This is a genomic window from Streptomyces roseoverticillatus (assembly GCF_000719265.1).
In the GTDB taxonomy this organism is placed as follows: Bacteria; Actinomycetota; Actinomycetes; order Streptomycetales; family Streptomycetaceae; genus Streptomyces; species Streptomyces roseoverticillatus.
Genome location: NZ_JOFL01000018.1, coordinates 1 through 16,935, shown reverse-complemented (window position 1 = coordinate 16,935; position 16,935 = coordinate 1). Strand labels below are relative to the sequence as shown.

13 protein-coding genes and 1 pseudogene are annotated in these 16,935 nt (G+C 72.2%); 3 read left to right on the top strand and 11 right to left on the bottom strand.

The window, feature by feature from the left end:
• Positions 1-9: 9 nt before the first annotated feature.
• The 6 genes and pseudogenes from IF61_RS0121790 to guaA form a co-directional block, all read right to left on the bottom strand.
• Positions 10-486: pseudogene (locus tag IF61_RS0121790) on the bottom strand (DoxX family protein); the annotation flags it as partial.
• A gap of 152 nt (positions 487-638) precedes the next feature.
• The gene (locus tag IF61_RS0121785) at positions 639-1,658 is read right to left on the bottom strand and encodes a L,D-transpeptidase (RefSeq protein ID WP_052392911.1); all 1,020 of its coding nucleotides are present in this window, start codon (positions 1,656-1,658) and stop codon (positions 639-641) included.
• A 163-nt stretch (positions 1,659-1,821) separates the two neighbouring features.
• Positions 1,822-2,619, bottom strand: a complete 798-nt coding sequence (locus IF61_RS0121780) for a class II aldolase/adducin family protein (protein ID WP_030368168.1) — start codon at positions 2,617-2,619, stop codon at positions 1,822-1,824.
• A 99-nt stretch (positions 2,620-2,718) separates the two neighbouring features.
• Positions 2,719-3,639, bottom strand: coding sequence for an alpha/beta fold hydrolase (locus tag IF61_RS0121775; protein WP_030368167.1), 921 nt, complete (start codon positions 3,637-3,639; stop codon positions 2,719-2,721).
• A gap of 122 nt (positions 3,640-3,761) precedes the next feature.
• Complete coding sequence (locus IF61_RS0121770; protein ID WP_030368166.1) at positions 3,762-4,346, bottom strand: Uma2 family endonuclease; 585 nt, start codon at positions 4,344-4,346, stop codon at positions 3,762-3,764.
• 131 nt (positions 4,347-4,477) lie between these two features.
• Entirely contained in the window at positions 4,478-6,079 is a 1,602-nt protein-coding gene (guaA, locus tag IF61_RS0121765; protein WP_030368165.1) for a glutamine-hydrolyzing GMP synthase, read from the bottom strand.
• Between the two features lie 329 nt (positions 6,080-6,408).
• On the opposite strand from guaA, the gene IF61_RS0121760 reads away from it, so the two are divergent.
• Complete coding sequence (locus IF61_RS0121760) at positions 6,409-6,714, top strand: chorismate mutase (protein ID WP_030368164.1); 306 nt, start codon at positions 6,409-6,411, stop codon at positions 6,712-6,714.
• Positions 6,715-7,366: 652 nt separating this feature from the next.
• On the opposite strand, the gene IF61_RS0121755 is transcribed toward IF61_RS0121760, so the two are convergent.
• From IF61_RS0121755 to IF61_RS0121735, 5 genes are all read right to left on the bottom strand, one after another.
• Positions 7,367-9,226 carry a GMC family oxidoreductase gene (locus IF61_RS0121755; protein WP_211264918.1) on the bottom strand — a complete coding sequence of 620 codons (1,860 nt, stop codon included), beginning with the start codon at positions 9,224-9,226 and terminating at the stop codon, positions 7,367-7,369.
• A gap of 80 nt (positions 9,227-9,306) precedes the next feature.
• Positions 9,307-10,956 carry a succinic semialdehyde dehydrogenase gene (locus IF61_RS0121750; RefSeq protein WP_030368162.1) on the bottom strand — a complete coding sequence of 550 codons (1,650 nt, stop codon included), beginning with the start codon at positions 10,954-10,956 and terminating at the stop codon, positions 9,307-9,309.
• Between the two features lie 47 nt (positions 10,957-11,003).
• The gene (locus tag IF61_RS0121745; protein WP_030368161.1) at positions 11,004-12,689 is read right to left on the bottom strand and encodes a serine/threonine-protein kinase; all 1,686 of its coding nucleotides are present in this window, start codon (positions 12,687-12,689) and stop codon (positions 11,004-11,006) included.
• Between the two features lie 112 nt (positions 12,690-12,801).
• Positions 12,802-14,370, bottom strand: a complete 1,569-nt coding sequence (locus IF61_RS0121740) for a serine/threonine-protein kinase (RefSeq protein WP_030368160.1) — start codon at positions 14,368-14,370, stop codon at positions 12,802-12,804.
• A gap of 130 nt (positions 14,371-14,500) precedes the next feature.
• Complete coding sequence (locus IF61_RS0121735; protein WP_052392909.1) at positions 14,501-15,472, bottom strand: PLL family lectin; 972 nt, start codon at positions 15,470-15,472, stop codon at positions 14,501-14,503.
• Between the two features lie 269 nt (positions 15,473-15,741).
• Between IF61_RS0121735 and IF61_RS0121730 the strand changes: the two genes are divergently transcribed.
• Together IF61_RS0121730 and IF61_RS32525 are read left to right on the top strand one after the other, a co-directional pair.
• On the top strand, positions 15,742-16,512 hold the full coding sequence (locus IF61_RS0121730; RefSeq protein WP_030368158.1) for a MerR family transcriptional regulator: 771 nt from the start codon (positions 15,742-15,744) through the stop codon (positions 16,510-16,512).
• Complete coding sequence (locus IF61_RS32525) at positions 16,509-16,691, top strand: hypothetical protein (protein ID WP_043190146.1); 183 nt, start codon at positions 16,509-16,511, stop codon at positions 16,689-16,691. Before IF61_RS0121730 ends, IF61_RS32525 begins: the two co-directional genes overlap by 4 nt.
• The last annotated feature ends 244 nt before the right edge of the window (positions 16,692-16,935 follow it).

Genomic DNA, 16,935 nt, shown 5'->3' with positions numbered 1-16,935 from the left:
CGCGCCTCCCCGCTTGCGCGGCGCCCGGAGCGGGCCCGCGTCCACCGACCACACCGGCGCTCCCGCGACCACCAGCGGCAGCCACGCCATCAGGTAGATCAGGTCGTTGCCGTAGTAGTACGGCGTGGTCTGCCAGCTGACGGTGAGCCAGAGGCTGAGGGAGATGAGCGCGCCGCCGGCCGCGGCGACGCGCGCGAATATGCCGAAGAGGGTGCCGACGCCCACCGCGAATTCGCCGAGGCCTATCGCATAGCCGAAGCCCTCGGGGTTCTTCAGGGCGAGGTCGACCAGATCCGGGACAGCGGAGGTGCCGCGGACCGTGCGCATCAGCTCGCCGATGGAGCCGGGCCCGGTGTCCGCCAGGAAGCCGGAGTCCGTCAGTTTGTCGAGACCCGCGTAGATGAAGGTGACACCGAGGAAAATGCGCAGCGGCAGCAGTGCGTACCGCGCGCTCTCCCCCTGCTTTCCGCGCCCGATGAATGCCATGGCGTTCGCCGCCTCTCCGTTCCGCCCTGTCCGTCCTGGTCGTCATCCGAACCATACGGACGGAAGGCGGAACGCGTTCACCCCTGTGGATAACCTCCTGCGGGCTCCTGCGGGCTCTTGGAGACTCCTGCGGGCAAACCCCGGGACCGTGGTCAGGCGCCGGTGCGGATCCCCAGCGCGCTGTCTTCCAGCCACTCGTCCCAGCTGAGGTTCCAGTCGCCGTAGCCGTTGCCGAAGCGGTCCATCGGCTTCGGCTTGGTGCTGCCGGTGACCTGCACGACGTCGCCCTTGAGGCTCAGCCCGTACAGCCACTTCGCGTCGGCCGTCGACATGCCTATGCAGCCGTGGCTGACGTTCTCCTTGCCGAAGGACTCGGCGTTGTCGGGCGCCGCGTGCACGTACTCGCCGCTGACCGTCTCGCGCATGCTGTAGTCGTACGACCCGTAGAAGCCGTCGGGGTGGTTGCGCGGGATGCCGATGGAGAGCGAGTCCATGACGACCTTGCCCTCCTTGGCGAGGATCGTCTTGATCCCTTCCCGGGTGCCGAAGCCCTTGCTCTCGTCGCCGCCGCTGACCGGGATGGTGCGCAGCGTCTTGCCGTTGCGCACGACGGTCAGCTTGCGGGCCTTGAGGTCGACGGTGCTGACCATCGAGTCGCCGACGGTGAAGGAGACGGTGCGGTCGCCGGCGGCGGCCGTGCCCTCGGCGAGCTTCACACCCGCCAGCCGGGCGTCCAGGGTCACCTTGGTGCCGGCCGGCCAGAACTTCTCGGGCCGGAAGTGGACGCGGGTGTCGCCCTTGGTCTCGTTCCAGTGCCAGGCGCCGGGGACCCGCGGCGAGGTGGAGACCTTCAGCCGGCCCTCGATGCCGGCGCGCAGCTCCTTGGAGACCTTCTGCTGCTTGAAGACGATCGCGACGGGCTGGCCGACGCCGACCTTCTCGCCGTCGGCGGGGGCGATCTCGGGCCGTACGACCCTGGCGGCGCCCTTGAGCAGCGCGGCCTCCGGGGCCGGCTTCTCCGTGACGGGCGCGGGGCTCGACGGGGCGGACGGGGACGGCGCGGAGGACTTCGCCGGCCGCTGCTCGGCCCCGGCTCCCCCACCGCACGCCGTGACGGCCAGGCCGGTCAGGGCGAGGGCGGCGGACAGCCCGGCGGTACGGGTGAGGCGCATGGTTCTCCTACCGGTTCATGGCACGCGGTTCATGGCACGACAGAGCCGAGGCGCGACCGCCTCGGCTCCCGACCATCGTAAACAAGGTAAAAGAACCGCAAAAACCCCCGGAAGAACGAGCCGCCCCCTCCGAACGGCGGGGGTAACGGCACGCCGGAGCCCGCTACCCCAGCAGCTCCGGCTCGCTCCGCGTGATCTGCTGGTACAGCGGCTGGTAGTTGATCCACGCCGCCAGGTCGTTGCCGAGCTGGTCCCGCGTGTGCCGGGCGCTGGCCTGGTCGATGGGGACGGGCTTCCCGGCGGCCTTCGCCGCGAGCTGCACCTGGCAGGAGCGCTCCATGGTGATGAACCACCACGCCGCCGCGTCCACCGTGTCCCCCACGGTCAGCAGCCCGTGGTTGCGCAGGACGACCGCCTTGTGCGGCCCGAGCGCCGCGGCGATCCGGCGCCCCTCCTCCTCGTCCACCACGACGCCCGTGTAGTCGTCGAAGAGGGCGTGGTCCTCGTAGAAGGCACACACGTCCTGCGTGATCGGCTCCAGCAGCTCCCCCAGCGAGGACAGCGCGCGCCCGTACGTGGAGTGGCTGTGCGCGGCGGCCACGACGTCCGGCCGGGCCCGGTGGATCTGCGAATGGATCGTGAACGCCGCCTGGTTGACATGGTGACGGCCCTCGACGACCTGTCCCTTGTGGTTCACGAGGATCAGGTCGCTCACGGTGATGTGCTTGAACGACATCCCGAACGGATTGACCCAGAAGTGATCCGTGAACTCCGGGTCCCGCGCGGTGATGTGCCCCGCGACGCCCTCCTCGAAGCCGAACCGCCCGAACAGCCGCAGCGCCGCCGCGAGCCGCTCCTTGCGGTGGCGCCGCTCCTCCTCAACGGTGTCGTGCTTGGGCGGCATCGCGAACTGAAGCTGATCAGTGGGTACGGGGGCGGGTGCGGGGGCGGCTTCCGGCACGGCCCCGCTCTCAGGCACGGCTGCGGCTGCGGGCTCCTGCCCGGGCGACGTCTGCGACACGATCGGCACTCCTCTGTTCCGTTCGGTACGGAACGGAAGCTACCGCCGGGTACCCGCGGAGAACACCCCTTCGGCGGCTGCCGTGTGCTCCAGGATCACCCCGGCCAGCGGCAGGAGGTGCTCGCGCGGCAGCGCGTGCCCCATGCCCGGCATCGCCACCGTCCGGGCGTTGCCGATCACGTGGGCGATGTGGCGCGGGTGCGGCGGCGGGAAGACGGGCTCGGCGGAGGCGTCGGTCACCAGCACGGGGACGGTGTTGCGCGCCAGCTCCTCCGTGCGGTCCATGCCGGAGTAGTCGGCACGGCCGTGGGCGGTGGAGACGTCGTAGCGCCCCGCGTGCTCGATGATCAGCCGCTCGCGCTCGCGCATCTCGTCCGCGTGGAACGGCAGTTCCTCGCCGCTGAGCACCCGCCAGTGCGCCACGCGCCGGTCCAGCTCGGCCTCCAGGCCGTTGTCTTCGACGGGCAGGGCCCACATCTCCAGGACGCGCGGGTCGATGCCGGGCAGGTCGGCGACGGCGGTCTCCGTGCCGTCGGCCTCGACGAGCGGCTTCTCGCTCAGCGCGCAGGTGCCCATGAGGGTGGCACTGAGGATGCGGTCCGGGTGGTCGGCGAGCAGCAGCTGCGCCAGCATGCCGCCGAGCGACAGCCCGACGATGTGGGCGCGCTCGACGCCATGGGCGTCCAGGACGGCGAGGGCGTCGTCCGCGAGGTCGGTGATGCGGTAGGGCTGCTCGTCGAACGACCACGTGGAGCGGCCGGCGTCGCGGTGGTCGTAGCGGATGACCCGGTGACGGGCGGCGAGGGCGTCGGTGAGCTCCTCGGTCCAGCCGAGGCCGGAGGCCTGCGCGCCCATGATCAGCAACAGGGCCGGGGCATCGGCGGCACCGCGCTCGTCGCTCCACAGGTGGACGCCGGGGGCGACGGTGACGGTACGGGTTCGGGTTTCGGTCCGGGGCATGGCGGGGTCCTTCCTGGGGTTCGTACGCGGGGCGCGCACCTCAGGATTGAAACGATACGTATCGTCTCGCGATCGCGCCACTAATTTGACGGAGCCTGGTCGCGCCAGGGCTCCGCCGTGGGCTACAGCCGGTCGAACTCGGTGAGATCGATGTCGATGTCGAAGGGAGAAGTGAGTTTGAGGGTGTCGTGGTACACCCCGGTCGGGGCGTAGGCGCGCGTCTTGTTGTCGAGCTCGAAGACGTGCACGACCGGCCGGCTATCGGAGGCTGACATCTCGACCAGCCAGAAGTGCGGAATGCCTGCGAGGGCATACTTGTGCGGCTTAGTGTCGCGGTCACGGGACTCCGAGCTCGGCGAGATGACCTCCACCGCGAGCAACACGTCTCTGGCCTGGTAGTACGTCGTCTCCGGGCTGCGCACCGCCCCAGCGCGCAGGACAGAGATGTCCGGCTCCGGCGCATTGCGCTTGTCGATCATCACGACCATCTCTCGTCGCACGCGGAATCCAGCGGGGGCCGTGGCGCGAAGATCTCGCTCCAGAAGGAACATGACGGTCGTATGGAAATCCCTCTGCGGACTCACGAAAACCAGGCTCCCGTCGATCAACTCCGTGTGCGGCGGGAGGTCGGGCAGCGTCAGCAGGTCATTCACGGTGTAACCGTCCTGCGGCGGCACCGGCCAGACGTGCGCGGGCTCAGCGGTCATAAGTCCTCCCATGGACGGGATTCTCGGCCGTACGGCCAGCGTACCCACGGCAAACGCCGGTGCCGCCGCCCAAACGGATGGGCGACGGCACCGACGTTCGACTCAAGCCCCGAGAAGGGGCCCGGGGAGGACTACTCCCACTCGATGGTGCCCGGCGGCTTGCTGGTCACGTCCAGCACCACGCGGTTCACATCGGCGACCTCGTTCGTGATGCGGGTCGAGATGCGGGCCAGCACCTCGTACGGCATGCGCGTCCAGTCGGCCGTCATGGCGTCCTCGGACGAGACGGGGCGCAGCACGATCGGGTGACCGTACGTGCGGCCGTCACCCTGGACGCCGACCGAGCGGACGTCGGCCAGGAGCACGACCGGGCACTGCCAGATCTCGCGGTCCAGACCGGCGGCGGTGAGCTCCTCGCGGGCGATGGCGTCGGCGTCGCGCAGCAGGTCCAGGCGCTCGCGCGTGACCTCGCCGACGATGCGGATGCCGAGGCCCGGGCCCGGGAAGGGCTGGCGCTGGACGATCTCGTCCGGCAGGCCGAGCTCCTGGCCGACCATGCGGACCTCGTCCTTGAAGAGCTGGCGCAGCGGTTCGACGAGCTCGAACTCCAGGTCCTCGGGGAGGCCGCCCACATTGTGGTGGGACTTGATGTTGGCGGTGCCGGTGCCGCCGCCGGACTCGACCACGTCGGGGTAGAGGGTGCCCTGGACGAGGAAGGCGACGTCCTCGCCGCCCGCGCCGGCCTCGGCCACGATCTCGGCCTGGGCCTGCTCGAAGACGCGGATGAACTCCCGGCCGATGATCTTGCGCTTGGTCTCCGGGTCGGAGACGCCGGCGAGGGCGTTCAGGAAGCGCTCCTGCGCGTCGACGACCTTGAGCTGGACGCCCGTGGCGGCGACGAAGTCCTTCTCGACCTGCTCGGTCTCGCCCTTGCGCATCAGGCCGTGGTCGACGTACACGCAGGTGAGCTGCGAGCCGATGGCCTTCTGGACGAGGGCCGCGGCGACCGCGGAGTCCACGCCGCCGGACAGGCCGCAGATGGCGCGCTTGCCGCCGACCTGCTCACGGATGGCGGCGACCTGCTCCTCGATCACGTTGCCCGTGGTCCAGGTCGGCTCGATGCCCGCGCCGCGGTAGAGGAAGTGCTCCAGGACCAGCTGGCCGTGCGTGGAGTGCATGACCTCGGGGTGGTACTGGACGCCGTAGAGCTTCTTCTCGTCGTTCTCGAAGGCGGCGACCGGCACGACGTCCGTGGAGGCGGTGACCGTGAAGCCCTCGGGGGCGGCCGAGCAGGCGTCGCCGTGCGACATCCACACCGACTGCTCGGCCGGGGTGCCCTCGAAGAGGGTCGAGCCGGTCTTGCTGACGTGCAGCGGCGTACGGCCGTACTCGCGCGCGCCGGTGTTGTCGACGGTGCCGCCGAGCGTGGTGGCCATCAGCTGGAAGCCGTAGCACATGCCGAAGACCGGGACACCGGCCTCGAACAGGCCGCGGGCGTCGTCGAGGCGGGGGGCGCCCTCCTCGTAGACCGACGAGGGACCGCCGGACAGGATGATCGCCTTGGGGTTCTTGGCGAGCATCTCGGCCACCGGCATGGTGGACGGGACGATCTCGCTGTAGACCCGCGCCTCACGGACGCGGCGGGCGATGAGCTGGGCGTACTGCGCGCCGAAGTCGACAACGAGCACCGGCTCCGCGGTGTTGTCGTGGGCGGCGGGGGGTGCTGCTGACACGGGAGCGGCCTTCCGGCGGTGGAGGAGGGGTCTGTATTTGTCGATTCTACCGGGGCGCGGGTGCTTGCTTTTGTCTCACCATCCGAAAGCACACCGCACCCGCGTTGGCCCCGGGGGCGCCCGCGGGCCATACTGTCCCCCATGCGCAAGCACCAGACCTTCGTCTTTACCTATGGCATCCGGCCCGTCCGGCTGCCATGGTCGTGCTGCTTGAGCAACTGACAAGCGACTTCCACAGGCGCCCCGGGCCGACAAGGCCCGGGGCGCCTGTCGCTTTTCCCGGGCCGTGCCGCTCCGGGGGGCCGCCGCCCCTTTTTGGAGGATCAGACATGAGCACCCCCACCGCCACCGCCGCCCGCACCGCCGCCGACACCGGCGCCCGCACCGACGAGGCCGCCGGCGTGATCACCGGCGCCCGGCAGCGGATCGACGATCTCGACGGCAGGATCATCGGGCTCATCCAGGAACGGATGGCCGTCTCGGCCGTGATCCAGCAGGAGCGCATCGCCTCCGGGGGGCGCCGGGTGAACCTCTCCCGCGAGATGGAGGTCATCGGCCACTACAGCGGCCAGCTCGGCAAGCCCGGCACCACGCTCGCCATGACGCTGCTGGAGCTGTGCCGCGGCCGCGTCTGACCCAGTCCCCCTTGAAGCGATCCGTGGATCCGTTGAGGCGATCTGGGGATCTGTGCAGGTGCCGCATGCGGGTTCGGAGGACCGGGCCGTCACGTCACCCGGACGGCGCGTGACCGTACGGCGGCCGGCTTCGTTGAGCCGGGTGCCCGCGCCAGCCAGGAGCGGCCCACCTGAAATCCACGCGTGGCTTCCGCCCCTGTTCACCTGGGCGCCCGGCACCGACAGGGCGGATCCACCGGAGTGTGAGACGTGCGAGTGCGCGCGTCGTGGGACCTCACTCCGGTGCACGGCGACCGGTCAGCAGGGGACAGCAGCCCGGTTGCCACCAAGGACGGTCGGTTCCGGGGACGCCTGGAACCGACCGTATCCGGTCGAAACGGTTGCGCCGGGTCCGGCCCATCCCGCACGATGCCAGGAGAGCACCAACCTCCTGGTCCCGCACCGCCATTGGTCGAACCAGTGAGGCAGTACGCTCCCGCACCACCGCGCACCACCCAGGACCAGCGGCGCTCCCCCCGGCGCCGCTCCGCGGCACCGACCTTGCCCTGACCTCGGTGCCGGCAGTCAAGGGCCCCGAGGCCGCCCGCACGCCCCCGCGGAGGCGGCCCGGGGCCCTTCGCCGTTGAACAGTCGGCCCTCAAGTCGCCGAACCTCAAGCGGACGGACACCCGCGCCCGTTGGACGGCCGCCCCTCCGGCGGCTCCACCGGCAGCAGCCGGAGCAGCGGCCGCCCATCCGGCAGCGGCTGCACCGCCCGCACCACCGGCTCCGCGTTCAACTTAAGCTCCCCGTAGGCGCCTTCGGGTACGGCCGGGCGCACCGGCGCGACCGCCTCGATCCGTTCGTACGCCCGCCCCTGCTCCGGCCGCGGATCGGGCTCGCCCTTGTTCGGCCAGAAGGACATGGCCCGTTCCGCCTGGGCCGTGATGGTGAGCGACGGGTTGACGCCGAGGTTCGCGGAGACGGCCGCGCCGTCCACGACCGAGATCCCGGGGTGCCCGTACAGCCGGTGGTACGGGTCGATGACGCCCTGCGAGGCGTCCGCGCCGATCGGGCAGCCGCCGAGGAAGTGCGCGGTCAGCGGGGTGCCCATCAGCTCTCCCACGTTGCTGCCGGGGAAGCCGTTGATCTCCTCGGCGAGGATGCCGGCGGCCATCGCCGCCGCGGGGATCTGCTTGGGGTTGGGCGCCCCGTGCCCCTGCTCGGCGGTCAGCAGGCCCTTGCCCGGGCCGCGCCTGCGCCGGTGCGTGGTCAGGGAGTTGTCGAGCGACTGCATCACGAGCCCGATGATCGTCCGCTCGGACCAGCGCCGGAAGGAGAGCGACCGCAGCAGCTGCACCGGGTGCCGCAGGCAGCCCGCGGCGAAGGCGACGGCCCGCGGCGCCCGCGTCCCCACCGGCACCTGGGGGACGGACAGCACGCCCATCGCGTTCGACCCCTTGCCGTAGCGGACGGGCTCGATGTGCGTGTGGTCGTCCAGATGGGCGGAGGAGGTGATGGCCACGCCCCGCGTGAAGTCCGGCCGGGCGCCGCCGTTCGCCTTGCCGTAGCGGCGGTCGTCGGTCTGCGCGCCCACCAGGGCCTCGGAGTTCGTACGGGTCAGCCGGCCCAGCCCGGCCGGGATGCGGGGCAGCAGGCCCTTGTCCTTCATGGTGTGCAGCAGCGTCTGGGTGCCGTACGTCCCGGCGGCGATCACCACCCGTTCCGCGCGCAGGACCCGCGGCCGGGCGGCCCCGGAGCCGCGCCGCTTGTCGGTCGGGACGGTCACGACGCGGTAGCCGCCGTCCCGGTGCTCGCTCACCGCGACGACCGTGGTCATGGGGTGGACGACGGCGCCCGCCCGCTCGGCGAGGTACAGGTAGTTCTCGTTGAGGGTGTTCTTCGCGCCGTGCCGGCAGCCGGTCATGCACTCGCCGCACTCGGTGCAGGCCCGGCGGGCGGGCCCGGCGCCGCCGAAGTACGGGTCGGCGGTCTCCTCGCCGGGCGACGCCCGGTGCGTGCCGGCGGCGTCCTCGCCGTCCCCGAAGAACACCCCGACCGGCGCCTTGCGGAAGGTCTCCCCCACGCCCAGGCGCTCCGCCGCCGCCTTCAGGTGGACGTCGGAGGGCGTCGTCGTGGGGTTGAGGCGGACGCCGAGCATGCGGCTCGCCTGGTCGTAGTACGGCCGCAGCTCCTCCTCCCAGTCGGTGATGCCGGCCCACTGCCGGTCCTGGAAGAAGGCCTCCGGCGGCACGTAGAGGGTGTTGGCGTAGTTGAGGGAGCCGCCGCCGACCCCGGCGCCCGCGAGGACCATGACGTTGCCGAGGAGGTGGATGCGCTGGATGCCGTAGAGGCCGAGTGCGGGCGCCCACAGGTAGTTGCGCAGGTCCCACGAGTTCCTGGGCAGGTTCTCGCGGATGAAGCGGCGGCCCGCCTCCAGGACGCCCACGCGGTAGCCCTTCTCGGTCAGGCGCAGCGCGGAGACCGCGCCGCCGAAGCCCGAGCCGACGACGATCACGTCGTAGTCGAACACTGCTCTCCGTTCCTCCGGGGTCGTACGAGAAAGTGCGGGCCGTACGAAAACGTGCGGCGCGTGCAGGGGGCGCACGACGGTCAGCGCAGGCGCAGTGCCTTCAGCAGCCGCAGGCCCTGGGTCATGACCTCCGCGTACTTCGCGTCGTCCAGCCCGAAGGCCGGCGCGAGCGGTACGACGCGCTGGTGGGCGACCGTCTGGGCCTCGGTGTACTTGAGGATGCCCTCGGAGCCGTGGCGGCGGCCCAGCCCGGACTCGCCCATGCCGCCCATGGGGGCCCGCGCGCTGCCGTACGCGGCCGCGTAGGCCTCATTGACGTTGACGGTGCCGGTACGGAGCCGCGCCGCGACCGCCCGGCCGCGGCGCCCGTCCGCGGTCCAGACGCTCGCGTTGAGCCCGTACGGGGTGGCGTTCGCGAGGTCGACGACCTCGTCCTCGTCCCGGAAGCGGTAGACGGAGACGACGGGCCCGAAGGTCTCCTCGCCGCACACGGCCATGGACGGCTTCACGCCGTCGAGGACCGTCGGCTCGTAGAAGAACGGGCCGACGTCGGGCCGCGGGCGGCCGCCCGCGAGGACGGTGGCGCCCTGCGCGACGGCGTCATCGACGTGCCGCACCACGGCGTCCAGCTGGCGCTGCGAGGCGAGGGAGCCCATGTCGGCGCCGTAGGCGAGGCCCGTGCCGAGCCGCAGCGCCTTCGCGCGGGCGGTGAAGCGCTCCAGGAACGCGTCGGCGACGGACTCGTGCACGTACAGCCGCTCGATGGAGATGCACAGCTGGCCGGCGGACGAGAAGCAGCCGCGGACGGCGCCCGCGGCGGCCTTCTCGACGTCGGCGTCGTGGAGGACGAGCATGGCGTTCTTGCCGCCGAGTTCGAGCGAGGAGCCGATCAGGCGGGCCGCGGCGCCCTGGGCGACCTCGCGGCCGGTGCGCGTGGAGCCGGTGAAGGAGACGTAGTCGGCGTGCGCGACGAGGGCCGGGCCGACGACCGGGCCGTCGCCGATCACGACCTGCCAGACCTCCTCCGGCAGCCCCGCCTCGACCAGCAGCTCGCGCGCCCACAGGGCGGTCAGGGCCGTCCCGGTGTCGGGCTTCATCACGACGGCGTTGCCGGCCACGAACGCGGGCAGGGCGTCTCCCACGGACAGTTCCAGCGGGTAGTTCCAGGGGGCGATCTGGCCGACGACGCCGCGCGGGTGGCGCAGCTCGGTGACCTTGGTCAGGACGGGGAGGACGCCCGCGTGCCCCTTCGGCCGCAGGTAGGCGGGCCCCCTGCGCCCGTAGTGGCGGGCGCCGACGGCCACGGCCTGCACTTCCTCGTGGGCGTGCAGGCGGGCCTTGCCGGTCTCCGCCTGGATGAGGTCGAGGACCTCGGACTGCCGGTCGAGGAGCAGGTCGTGGAAGCGCAGCAGAACGGCGGCGCGCGCGCCCACGGGCACGGTCGCCCAGTGCTGCTGCGCCTCGCGGGCGCGCGCGAAGGCGGTGGCCACGTCCTCAGGGGTGGACTCGGGCAGCCCGGCGAGTTGCAGGCCGGTCAGGGGCGTGTGACTGACGGTGGCGCCGGAGCCCACGACGGGGCGGGTGAGGCGGGCGACGAGGGCGGGAGTGACGACATCGGCTGGAGTGCGACTTCCGGGCGGGGCAACGGGGTTGCCGCCGGCGGGCGGGCTCCCTGCCGCCGCTGGTGCCGGTGCTGCTGCCACGGGTGCGGTGTGTGCCGAGTCCGTCATACGGGGAGCGTATGACGGACCCGTACCGCTTGAATACCCGTGGGTAATTACTGATCCTGGATCTTCGTGTCCTGGATCTTCAGATACTTGAGGACGTCGTCGAAGAGCTTGTCGCCGTCCTTGCGGGCCTGCCCCTTCTCGGGCATCCGCACTTGCAGCAGCCACATGGCGGTCTTCGTGTCGTTGACGACGACCCACGAGCGCGTGAGGGTCATGGGGTCGGCTTCGTCGGAACCGTTCCGGTGGAAGACGGTGTGGACCTCTGCGGTCTGCATGCCCTGGTACGGGGACGTCTTGACCGTGGTCGCCTTGGCGTCCCGGAGCTTGGTCGCCGAGTCCTCCGTGTTCACCCGGACGATCCTCTTGGCCTCCTCCTCGGCGGAGGCGATGCTCTTCGGCTCCCTGTCCCCCGTGTTCTTCTTCCGCTGTTCGGCGGTGTCCAGGTCCAGTGAGATCCCGAAGACGCCGCTGGGGTCCTGGAAGTAGACCCAGTTGGCGTTGGTGTCGACCGACTTCGTGTAGTCCTCCGGCACCGCCATCGACGCCCGTACGATCTCCGGCTCGTCCCGCACCTTCCAGTGCAGCGGGATGGCCGGCCCGACGGCGAACGGGTTGACGATCAGCAGCGCCGAGGCCGTCGCCACGGCCACCACGCCGGCGCCGAGCCCCCACTGCGCCTTGCGGTTGCCCTGCAGGACGGGCGGGACCCACTTGCTGCCGGTGGGCTGCGTGCGGGAGGCGCTGAAGGCGGACTGCCCGGGCGGCGCCGGGCGGGCGAGCGCCTCCAGGGTCTGCCGGATCTCGGCGGCGCCGGGCCGGGCCGCCGGGTTCTTGTGGAGCATCCGCATGACGAGCGCGCCGAGGACGCCCGCACCGCGGGACGGCATCTGCGGCTCCGCCGACAGGATGGCCTGCATGGTGGCCTGGGTGTTGGAGCGGCGGAACGGGGAGACGCCCTCCACCGCCGCGTACAGCACGACGCCCAGGGACCACAGGTCGGACTCGGGACCCGGCCGCTGCCCCAGGACGCGCTCGGGCGCGACGTACTCGGGTGAGCCGACGAACGCGCCCGTCTCCGTGAGGCCCTGCTCGCCCTCGATCTGCGCGATGCCGAAGTCGGTGAGGACGACGCGGTCGCCGCGGCCGAGGAGCACGTTGTCCGGCTTGACGTCGCGGTGCAGGACGCCGGCCTCGTGGGCGGCGCCGAGCGCGTCGAGGACGGCCAGGCCGATGCGGGCGGCCTCGCGCGGGTCGAGGGTGCCGTCGGACAGCCGGTCGCCGAGCGAGTGGCCGCGGACGAGCTCCATGACGATCCAGGGACGCCCGTCCTCGACGACGACGTCGTGGACGGCGACGACCGAGGGGTGGGCGACGCGGGCCGCGGCGCGGGCCTCGCGCTGCATGCGCTGGTGGACGTTCTCCCGCACGGACGCGGGGAGGTGGTCCGGTACGCGCGGCTCCTTGACGGCGACTTCGCGGTCGACGACCTCGTCGTGGGCCTTCCAGACGGTGCCCATGCCGCCGTGTCCGAGGCGGGAGATCAGCCGGTAGCGGTTGCCGATGCGGCGGCCGGCGCCGGGCTCGGCCGCGGGGGCGGTGTGCGGGCCCGCCGGAGCCGGCGGAGCGGCGGGCGCGGGGGCCGTCGCGACCGCCCGGTTCGGTGGCTGAAGGTCGTAGCTGGTGGGCTCACCGGCGCTGCCGGGCCGGTTCGGCCGTCCCCCGTCGTTCGTCATGGCCCCATCATTACCAAGGGGGCGCAGGCAGGCGCACCTTGAAGGCGCAAACCATCCCCTTACGGGCCTACAGACCTTACAGAAGATACAGAAAGTTACCGAACTTACAGACCTAAGGGCTCGATACGGGCCGGATCCGTATGAACGTCTCCAGGACGACATCGAAGTGCCGTTTCGTCTGCGCCGCTTTCCCCGCCGGGCCCGCGACCCACACCTCGTACATCTTGCCGCCCTCGTCCCAGCAGGTGTCGTACGTCCGCAGCGCCCCGCCCGCCCCGGCTTCGGGGCCGTCCCAGGTGAACTCCCAGGAGGCGCCCGGGTATCCCTTGCGGGTGGTCTCGCGGAGGGTGGCGGCGCGGTAACCCGGATAGCGCTCGGGGGCCGCGGCGGCGGAGGCGCGCAGGGCGGCCGCGGCGCCGCCGGGCTGGAGGTCCTGGATGACGACGGCGAGGCGGGTCTGCCGGTCCGGGGCGTAGTAGAAGACGCGCGGGGGCTCGAAGGAGCGGGTGAAGCCGTCCGGCACGGCGAGCGCGAAGCCGGCCGGGTCCTGCACCGCGTGATAGCCCTCCGGGGCGTCTACGGGGGCGCTGGCCGGGGGTTCGCGGGTGACGGGCGGGCCCGGCGAGCGGACGAGTGGACCGCTGGACACCTGCGCGGGGCGGCCGCCCTCCGTGCCGCGCTCGGTCAGCAGGACGGCGAGGCCGGCGCCGGTGCCGGCGAGGGTGACGACGGCGACGGCGGCCATGAGGACGGTGCGGCCGCGGGGGCTGTACGGGGGGCCGCCCGGCGGGTACGGGGCGGGGCCTCCGCCCGGGCCGTCGCCGACCCTTCCGGAGGCCAGATAGCCCCGTAACAGCCGCTCGGCCTCGTCGGCGCCCATCCGCCGCGCGGGATCGCGCTCCAGCAGCCCCCAAACGACGGGCAGGAGGGGCGCCGCGGCGGCGGGCGGGCGTATCTCGTCGTGGACGACCGCGTGCAGGATGCCGCCCAGCGAGTCGCGACGGAAGGGCGTCACCCCGCTCAGCGCCGCGCACATCAGCACCCCCAGGGACCACAGGTCGGACGCGGGCCCGGCGGAACCGCCCGACATGCGCTCCGGCGCCGTGTACTCCGGCGACCCCACGAACGCGCCCGTCTCGCTGATCGTCGTCGCGCCGCGGACCTGGGCGACACCGAAGTCGGTCAGGACGACGCGGCCGGTCGCCGTCTCCAGGAGGACGTTCGGTGGCTTGATGTCGCGGTGCAGGACTCCGCGGGCGTGCGCGGCGCGCAGGGCGGAGAGCAGGGCGATCGCGATCCGCGCCGTCTCCCGCGGGCCCACCGGCCCCTCGGCGGCCAGCACTTCGGACAGGGCGCGCCCGTCCACGAGCTCCATCACGATCCAGGGCCGGGCGTCCTGCACGACGATGTCGTGGAGCGCGACGACGTTCGGATGACTGATGAGCGCGGCCGCGCGAGCCTCGCGGAGCGTACGGTCGCAGTCGGAGAGACCGGCGGGACAGGTTCCGTTATCGCCGTCACTCTCATCCATCTCATCCATATGGAGCTCTTTGACAGCGACTTGCCGCTCCAGCAGCTCGTCGGTGGCACGCCATACGGTGCCCATGCCGCCGCGCCCTATCCGCCCGGACAGGCGGTACCGGCCGGCGATCAGACCATCGTGCGCAGCGAAGGTCCCCATAGGCCCATCTTGCCCCACACCTTCCCGGCCCACGGCTGCCCGGGTGGACGGGTTCCGGCCAGCCGGACGGGGAGGGTGGGAAGGCGGTGGGAAGGTGGCGGGAGGGCGGTGGGAAGGTGGCGCCCCGGCGTCAGCCCCTCAGCAGGCCGTCGAACTGGACCCAGTTCGACCAGGGGCCGCCGATGGCGGTCTGCCAGCGGTGGAAGGGGTATCCGCCGCTGTTCACGCCGAACAGCTCCACGCGGCCGTCGGCGTTCGTCTCCGCGGCGACCTGGCTCAGCGCGCCGTCGAACTGCGCCCAGGGCGACCAGCCGCCGCCGATGGTGGTCTGGAAGCGGTGGAAGATCGCGTCCCCGCTGTTGGTGCCGAAGATCTCCAGCCGCCCGTCGGCATTGCGCGCTGCCGCGATCGACGTCAGCGCACCGTCGAACTGCTCCCACCCCGACCACGAACCACCCGGCGACGTCTGCCACCGGTGGAAGATGCCTCCTGCGCTGTTCACACCGAACAGCTCCACCCGCCCGTCGGCGTTGGTCTCGGCGGCGACCTGCGTCAACGCGCCGTCGAATTGCGCCCAGTTCGACCAGGGGCCGCCGATGGCGGTCTGCCAGCGGTGATAGACGTTGCCGGCGCTGTTGGCCCCGAAGATCTCCAGCCGGCCGTCGGCGTTACGGGCCGCCGCGATCGACGTCAGCGCACCGTCGAACTGCTCCCACCCCGACCACGCACCACCCGGCGACGTCTGCCACCGGTGGAAGATCGCTCCACCGCCGTTCACGCCGAACAGCTCGGCGCGTCCGTCGGCGTTGGTCTCGGCGGCGACCGCCCGCAGCCCGCCGTCGAACTGCGCCCAGGGCGACCAACTGCCGCCGATGCTGTTCTGGAAGCGGTGGAAGATCGCGTCCCCGCTGTTGGTGCCGAAGAACTCCAGCCGCCCGTCGGCATTGCGCGCCGCGGCGACGGAGGAACCGAAGACGGTGGCCCTGGCCTGGTGCCCCGCTTCGGCCGCCGCGGGCTTGCCCACGCTCCGGGCACCCGCCGAAGCGACCCCGGGCGCGGCCGCGAACAGCACCGCGAGGGCGGCCGCGGCCACGAGTCGCATGGAGCGAGCACGGCTGCCGGTACGGGTGGGTCTGTATCTCTTCCTCATGCGGCTTCCCTCTCTGCGCAGATACGGAGGTCCGTGCGTACGGGAGGTGCTGAACCGGAAGGAGACGGCGGGCCGCACCCTACTGCGCGGGGGCGCCGAAGGACAGCGTCGCCGTGAGGACGAGCCACGGTGGCGGACGCGGATGGGCCGGCGGGCGGCGGGCCGGCGCCGGGCCGTCCCGGGCTTGAACCTCACGCCGCGTGAGGAGGCATCGTTACCTCATGAACGCTTCCGGCACCTGGAAAGTGGGCGCCCTCGCCGAGGCCTGCGGCCTCACCGTGCGCACCCTGCACCACTGGGACACCATCGGCCTGCTCAGCCCCTCCCGGCGCACGCCGGGAGGGCACCGGGAGTACACCGAGGACGACCTCGTCCGCCTCTACCAGGTGCTCGCCCTGCGGAGCCTCGGGCTCGGCCTGGAATCCATCGCCACCTGCCTGGACGGCGGCGTCGATCCGACCCGGCTCGTACGGGACCACCTGGCCGGCGTGGAAGCCGCCCTCGCGTCCCTCACGTCCCTGCGCGAACGCCTCCGGCGCCTGGACACCGAGCTCACCGCGGGCCGCGCCCCCGCGACCACCGACCTCCTCGACGCCCTGCAGGCCACCGGCGCCACCGCCCCGGACCGCGCGCAGGCCCTCCGGGACCGTCTCGACGCGGACCAGCTCCGGCTCCTCCAGGACCACGCCGCCGCCGTGGGCCCCGCCGCGCACTACCTCCTGGAGGTCGAGTGGCCGGAGCTGTACCGCCGGGCCGAGCGGCTCCGTACGGCCGGGGTGCCGGCGACGGACCCCAGGGTGCGGCGACTGGTGGCCCGCATGGACGAACTGAGCGAGCGCTTCCGCGGCGGCGACACCGCCACCTCCGCGGCCGTACGGGGCGCCTGGCGCGAGGCCCCGCACGCCATGTCCGGCGAGCCGCCCGCCGCCACGGAGAGCTGGGGCGACCTGGCCGACTACCTGGACCTCGCCCGCGAAGGAGCATCCGAATGACCCGCCGCAGCCCGCGCACTGCCACCGCCGCAGCCCTGATCCCGGCCCTCCCGACGCTCCTCACGCTGCCGCTCTGCGGTGCTCTGGTAGCGGCCGGACTGCTCCCCTGGAGCGTCCTCCTCTCCGTACCGGTCGCCGTCGCCGTGCTCACGTTCATGCGGATCAAGCGCGGTCACTGAACCGCCGGTTGCCACGGCGGGGCCGTCCGGCGGGGTGGGGTGGTGGGTGGTGGTGGGGTGGGTGCGGATCCGTGGGGTGGGTGCGGGTGAGAGCAGGCTGGCAGCGGGGGGTGGGGTGGGGGGTGCGACTCCGTCGGGTGCCTGTCGCTTGGTGGGTGGTGGGCCGCCGTGCTCCTGCCGTCGCGAGTGCGGGTGCGTGAGGAGACCTTGCGCATGGGTCTGGGCTGGTGGGGAGCGGGCTGCT